Origin of the sequence: Roseomonas rosulenta (assembly GCF_016106005.1) — a bacterium.
GTDB classification, from domain to species: domain Bacteria; phylum Pseudomonadota; class Alphaproteobacteria; order Acetobacterales; family Acetobacteraceae; genus Neoroseomonas; species Neoroseomonas rosulenta.
Genome location: NZ_JACADR010000273.1, coordinates 1 through 5,940, shown reverse-complemented (window position 1 = coordinate 5,940; position 5,940 = coordinate 1). Strand labels below are relative to the sequence as shown.

The window sequence follows — 5,940 nt, the reverse complement described above, 5'->3', positions numbered from 1 at the left end:
GGTCGAGAAGACGCCGATGCGCGGGCGCGGCCGCACCGCGAGGCGCGCCTGGCCCAGCGCCGCGGCCAGGCCGATCTCGGCCGGCCCGAGCACGCGGCCCGCCGCGAGGGCGATGCTGCCCTGCGCCACATCCTCCCCGGCCGGGCGGGCATTGGCGCCGCGCTTGAGGCCGGGCGGAACCATGATGGAGCGACCGACATGGCGGACATCCTCCTGCATGACGCAGGTATCGGCGCCATAGGGCATCGGCGCGCCGGTGAAGACGCGCACCGCCTCCCCCGCGCCGACGGGGCGGGCCGGGATATGGCCGGCGGCGACGCGCCCCGCCTCATCGAGCCGCGTCTCGCCGCCATAGGCGAGGTCGTCGTGGCGGAAGGCCCAGCCGTCGACGGCGGCGTTGAAGAAGGGCGGCAGCGGGATCGGTGCGACCAGGTCGCGCGCCAGCACGCGGCCGCGCGCGGCGGCGAGCGGCACCTCCTCCTCGCCCATTGGTGCGGGGATGCGGGCGGCGATCAGCGCCTGCGCTTCCTCGACCGACATCAGCTCGCCGCCGAAGACGAAGCAATCGTCACTGAGCTGCGCCATTCAGGCCTCCTGCCGCACGGCCCAGTCGACCGCGGCAACCGGCACGGCATGGGCCAGCACCAGCGCGGCCACGCCCTCCACATCGTCCAGCGCGGCGCGCGGCAGGTCGTAGGGGGGCGCGATGTCGGAGGCCACCGCCACGATGCCGGGCATCTCCGGGCGCATCCAGGGCTTGGCGTTGGCGGCGCGGTGCACCTCGATCTTCGGGTGGGCGTCGCGCTTGAAGCCCTCGACGATCACGAGATCGACCGGGTCCATGCGCGCGAGCAATTCGGGCAGCGTCGGTTCGCGCGCGGTGCGCAGCTCCGTCATCAATGCCCAGCGCGCGCCGGAGGCGACCATGACCTGCTGCGCGCCGGCGCGCCGGTGCTCGTAGGAATCCTTGCCCGGCACATCGACGTCGAAGCGATGATGCGCGTGCTTCAGCGTCGAGACCGCGAGGCCGCGGCCGATCAGCGCCGGCAGCAGCTTCACCATCAGCGTGGTCTTGCCTGCCCCGGACCAGCCGGCGAGGCCGATGATGCGCGTCACATCCTTCATCCCAGCAAACGGAACGGGCGCGCGGCCTGCACCGCGCGCCCGCCCGTGATGCGGCCCCTGGCGGGCAAGGTCAATCGGCGCCCGCGGCCTTCGCATCCGCCGGCGCGGCGGCACCGCGGCCCTTGGCCAGCTCGCGCGCGGCCCAGAGGTTGTGGTGCTGCTTCGCCCAGTTGAGGTCCACCTGGCCAGTGGTCATGGCGTCGGACGCGCCCTCCATGCCCAGCGTGCCGATGTAGATATGCGCCAGCATCACCGCGATCATCAGCACCGAGACGATGCTGTGGATGATATGGCTGAGCTGCATCCCCGCGATGTCGGTGAAGAAGAAGGGGAAGACCAGCATGTAGCCGGTCACCGCCACCGCCGCGCCGCCCAGCACCGTGATCCAGAAGATGCCCTTCTGGCCGGCGTTGAAGCGATCGCTGTCGGGATGTCCGTGGCCGACCAGCCCGCCGCCCTGCTTCAGCCAGGTGATGTCGCGTCCGTTCGGGATGTTGTCCTTCGCCCAGAGCAGCAGCATCAGAACGATGCCGAGCGTGAAGGGGAAGGCCAGGAAGTTGTGGGCGTACTTGCCCCACTGGCTGATCGCCGTGAAGGCTTCCGGCCCGATCACCGGCAGCAGGACGTGCCGGCCGAAGGTGAGGTTGAGCCCGGACAGCGCCAGGATGATGAAGGTGGACGCCACCATCCAGTGGTTCGCGCGCTCGAGCGTGTTGAAGCGCTGGATGGTGCGCCCCGCGAGGCCGCCTTCCACCGGGATCCGCCCCTTCGTCAGACGGAACACCGCCAGCAGGGCGAGCATGCCCAGCACCGCGACCCCGCCCACCCAGGCGAGCGTCACGTTATGGAATTCGCGCCAGGAGCGCCCGCCCGGCTGGATCAGGCTGGCCGCCCGTTCGTCGGGAATACTGATGCGCCCGGCGACGCGCCCGCCCTGCAGCGCCTTCAGCACCTCGAGCTCGTCGGCGACCGGCGGCATCATGGGGGTGGGGCTGGTCGGCGTGCCGCTGACCTGCGGGTTGGTCTGCGCGTGGCCGGCCAAGGGCGCGGCCACGAGCAGCGCGAAGGCGAGAAACAGCGCGCGCATCAGATCGCCACCGTCTCGCGATAGGCGGTGCGCCAGCCCCAGGCGCCCGAGCCGTAGCCGCGCTTCTGCACGCGCTCGCGGTAGATCTGCGCGATCACCGCGCCGTCGCCCGCCAGCAGCGCCTTGGTCGAGCACATCTCGGCGCACAGCGGCAGGCTGCCCTCGGCCAGGCGGTTCGATCCGTACTGGATGTACTCCGCCTCGGTGTTGTCGGCCTGCGGACCGCCGGCGCAGTAGGTGCACTTGTCCATCTTGCCGCGGCTGCCGAAATTGCCGACGCGCGGATACTGCGGCGCGCCGAAGGGGCAGGCGTAGAAGCAGTAGCCGCAGCCGATGCACAGGTCCTTGTCGTGCAGCACCACGGCATCCGCCGTGGTGTAGAAGCAACTGACCGGGCAGACGGCGGCGCAGGGCGCATCCGTGCAGTGCATGCAGGCCATGGAGATCGAGCGTTCGCCCGGCTTGCCGTCATTGATGGTGACGACGCGCCGGCGGTTGATGCCCCAGGGCACCTCATGCTCGTTCTTGCAGGCGGTGACGCAGGCGTTGCACTCGATGCAGCGCTCGGCGTCGAGGAGGAACTTCATGCGGGCCATGTGCGTCGCGCCTCCTTATGCCGCGCGGATCTGGCAGAGGGTGACCTTCGTTTCCTGCATGAAGGTCACCGGGTCGTAGCCGTAGGTCGTGATCGCATTCACCGATTCGCCGAGCACGATCGGGTCGGTGCCCTGCGGATACTTCGAACGCTGGTCCTCCTGCATGAACCAGCCGGCGAAGTGGAAGGGCATCCAGGCGACACCCTTGCCGACGCGCTCGGTCACCAGCGCCTTCATCCGCGTGGCCTTGCCCTGCGGCATTTCCGGCCCCGTCACCAGCACCCAGGCGCCGTCGCGGATGTTGCGTGCGGCGGCGTCCTCGGGGTTGATCTCGACGAACATGTCCTGCTGGAGCTCGGCCAGCCAGCGGTTCGACCGCGTCTCCTCGCCGCCGCCCTCGTATTCCACGAGGCGGCCGGAGGAGAGGATGATCGGGAAGTTCGGCGCGAGGTCCTTCGCCCGGTTCTGCACGCTCTGCCCCAGATGCGGCAGGCGGAAGGCGCGGCGGTCGGGCAGCGTGGGATACTGCGCGATCAGGTCGGTGCGTGGCGTGTAGATCGGTTCGCGGTGCACCGGCACGGGGTCGGGCAAGTTCCACGCATTCGCACGGGCCTTGGCATTCCCGTAGGCCATCACGCCATGTTCCATGGTCACGCGGATGATGCCCATGGACAGGTCCGTGGCCCAGGAGGCGGTGCCGCCCTGCCGTGCGATCGAGGCCTTCTCCGCCTCGGTCAGTTCGGCATCCCAGCCCAGGCGCTGCATCACGGCCGTGGTGAATTCGGGGTAGCCGTCGGTCAGCTCGGAGCCCTGCGAGTAGGACCCCTCGGCCAGCAGCGAGACGCCGTTGCGCTCCACGCCGAAGCGCGCGCGGAAGGTGCCGCCGCCCTGCTTCACGTGCAGGTTGGTGTTGTAGAGGATGTGCGTGCCCGGGTGGCGCATCTCCGGCGTGCCCCAGCAGGGCCAGGGCAGGCCGTAGAAGTCGCCGCGGATCTCGGCCGGCGCGTCGTCCTTGGCGCGCAGCGTCACCAGGTCGAACTTGTCCTGATGCTGCATGTGCAGCTTGAGGCGCTCCGGCGACTGGCCGGTGTAGCCGGTGCTGATGGCGCCGCGGTTGATCTCGCGCAGGATGCTCTCGGCGGTCGGCGCGTTGTCGCGGATCTCGAAATCCTTGAAGACCTCGTCCTTCATGCGGAAGGTCATGTTGCGCCGCTGCGCCGCGGCGTCGATCGCGCCTGCCAGGCGGTACAGCGCCTCGTAGTCGTCCTTGCTCTCGAAGATCGGCTTGACGACCTGGGTGCCCCACTGCACCGACCGGTTCGATGCCGTGCGGCTGCCATTGGTCTCGAACTGGGTGCAGATCGGCAGCAGGTAGGTGTTCTCGCGCCGGTTCGCGAGCACCGCGAAGGTGGTCGGATGCGGGTCCGCCACCACCAGAAGGTCGAGCTTCTCGAGGCCCTTCACCGCCTCCGGCATGCGGGTGACGGTGTTGCCGCCATGGCCGAACACCACCATGGCCTTGAGGTTGTCGCGCTGCGCGAGGCCGGTCTGCGCATTCACCGGCATCGTCACCGCATCGAAGTAGCGCGTGGTGGGGATGCCGGGCATCTCCATCATCGCCTTGCTGTCGAAGCGCGCCACCATGCTCTCGTAGCTCACGCCCCACACGCGCGACCAATGCCGCCAGGCGTTCTCATCGAGGCCGTAGTAAGCGGGCAGCGTCGTGACATCGAGCCCGAAGTCGGTAGCCCCCTGCACGTTGCAGTGGCCGCGGAAGATGTTCGCCCCGGTGCCCTCCTTGCCGACATTGCCGGTCGCGAGCAGCAGGATCGAATAGGCGCGCACATTCGCCGTACCGACGGTCTTCTGCGTGGCCCCCATGCACCAGATCAGCGTCGCGGGCTTCTGCGTGGCGAACATCTCCGCCACCTTGCGCAGCTGCGCGCCGGGCACGCCGGTCACGCGCTCGACCTCGGCCGGGGTCCACTTCGCGACCTCGGCGCGGACGTCGTCCATGCCATAGACGCGCTGGCGGATGAATTCCTTGTCTTCCCAGTTGTTCTGGAAGATGTGCCAGAGCATGCCCCAGATGATCGGGATGTCGGTGCCCGGGCGGATGCGCACGTATTCGGTCGCATGCGCCGCGGTGCGCGTGAAGCGCGGATCGATCACGATCAGGTTGGCGCGGTTCATCTCCTTGCCCGACAGCACGTGCTGCAGGCTGACCGGATGCGCCTCCGCCGGGTTCCCGCCCATGATGATCATGGTCTTGGAATTGCGGATGTCGTTGTAGGAATTCGTCTGCGCGCCGTAGCCCCAGGTGTTCGCCACGCCGGCCACCGTGGTCGAATGGCAGATGCGCGCCTGGTGGTCGACGTTGTTGGTGCCCCAGAAGGCGGCGACCTTGCGGAACAGGTAGGCGCCCTCGTTCGAGAACTTGGCGCTGCCCAGCCAGAACACGCTGTCGGGGCCCGAGGCCTGGCGCGTCGCCATCAGCTTGTCGCCGATCTCGGCCACCGCGGCGTCCCAGGTCATCCGCTGCCACTGGCCGTTCACCAGCTTCATCGGATACTTGATCCGCCGGTCGCCATGGACCAGCTCGCGCACCGAGGCACCCTTGGCGCAATGCGTTCCGCGGTTGATCGGGCTGTCCCAGGTCGGCTCCTGCCCCACCCAGACGCCGTTCTGCACTTCCGCCGTGACGGTGCAGCCGACCGAGCAATGGGTGCAGATGTTCTTCACCCGGGTGACCGGCTGCTGGTGGTTCACCGGCCCCGCCGCGGCCGGGCGCACCGTGCTCAGCGGAATGGCGCCGAGCGAGGCCAGGCCGATGCCGGTCACACCCGCCTGCTTCAGGAAGGCGCGGCGGTCGAGCCCGCCCGAGGACAGCCCGGCATGGGCGGCGGCCAGGCGCTGCCGGCCGGCGCGCGCGTCGGAACGCTTGATCAGCATGGGGTTTCGCTCCCTCTTGGGTCCTGCTCAGCCGCCGTAGCGGTTGGTGCGGTAGAAGGCCTGCACGTCGGCCGCATTGGGCTGGTAGCGGGCCTTGAGGCGATCGGCCTCGTTCTCCTTGCGCGCGGTGCCGGCGGGCACGGCATCGGCGCGGATCGGCCCGGCGGCCTGCGCCACGCC

At 69.4% G+C, this 5,940-nt stretch carries 5 protein-coding genes; all 5 read right to left on the bottom strand.

Annotated features, from left to right (window positions below):
• Positions 1 to 585, bottom strand: a 585-nt coding sequence (locus tag HW578_RS21815) for a molybdopterin molybdotransferase MoeA (protein ID WP_369407951.1), incomplete at its 3' end; no start/stop codon positions are given.
• On the bottom strand, positions 586 to 1,125 hold the full coding sequence (gene mobB / locus HW578_RS21810; protein ID WP_198372824.1) for a molybdopterin-guanine dinucleotide biosynthesis protein B: 540 nt from the start codon (positions 1,123 to 1,125) through the stop codon (positions 586 to 588). It abuts the gene before it with no gap.
• 70 nt (positions 1,126 to 1,195) lie between these two features.
• A complete protein-coding gene (locus tag HW578_RS21805) occupies positions 1,196 to 2,212 on the bottom strand; it encodes a formate dehydrogenase subunit gamma (protein WP_198372823.1) in 1,017 nt (338 codons plus the stop codon).
• On the bottom strand, positions 2,212 to 2,808 hold the full coding sequence (gene fdh3B, locus HW578_RS21800; RefSeq protein ID WP_198372822.1) for a formate dehydrogenase FDH3 subunit beta: 597 nt from the start codon (positions 2,806 to 2,808) through the stop codon (positions 2,212 to 2,214). The genes HW578_RS21805 and fdh3B overlap by 1 nt, the downstream gene beginning before the upstream one ends.
• Before the next feature lie 15 nt (positions 2,809 to 2,823).
• Positions 2,824 to 5,760, bottom strand: coding sequence for a formate dehydrogenase subunit alpha (locus HW578_RS21795; RefSeq protein ID WP_198372821.1), 2,937 nt, complete (start codon positions 5,758 to 5,760; stop codon positions 2,824 to 2,826).
• Positions 5,761 to 5,940: the final 180 nt, after the last annotated feature.

Bases quoted from the DNA above. Each gene is read 5' to 3' on its own strand.
- mobB (WP_198372824.1), bottom strand. From the start codon at position 1,125: ATGAAGGATGTGACGCGCATCATCGGCCTCGCCGGCTGGTCCGGGGCA.
- HW578_RS21805 (WP_198372823.1), bottom strand. From the start codon at position 2,212: ATGCGCGCGCTGTTTCTCGCCTTCGCGCTGCTCGTGGCCGCGCCCTTG.
- fdh3B (WP_198372822.1), bottom strand. From the start codon at position 2,808: ATGGCCCGCATGAAGTTCCTCCTCGACGCCGAGCGCTGCATCGAGTGC.
- HW578_RS21795 (WP_198372821.1), bottom strand. From the start codon at position 5,760: ATGCTGATCAAGCGTTCCGACGCGCGCGCCGGCCGGCAGCGCCTGGCC.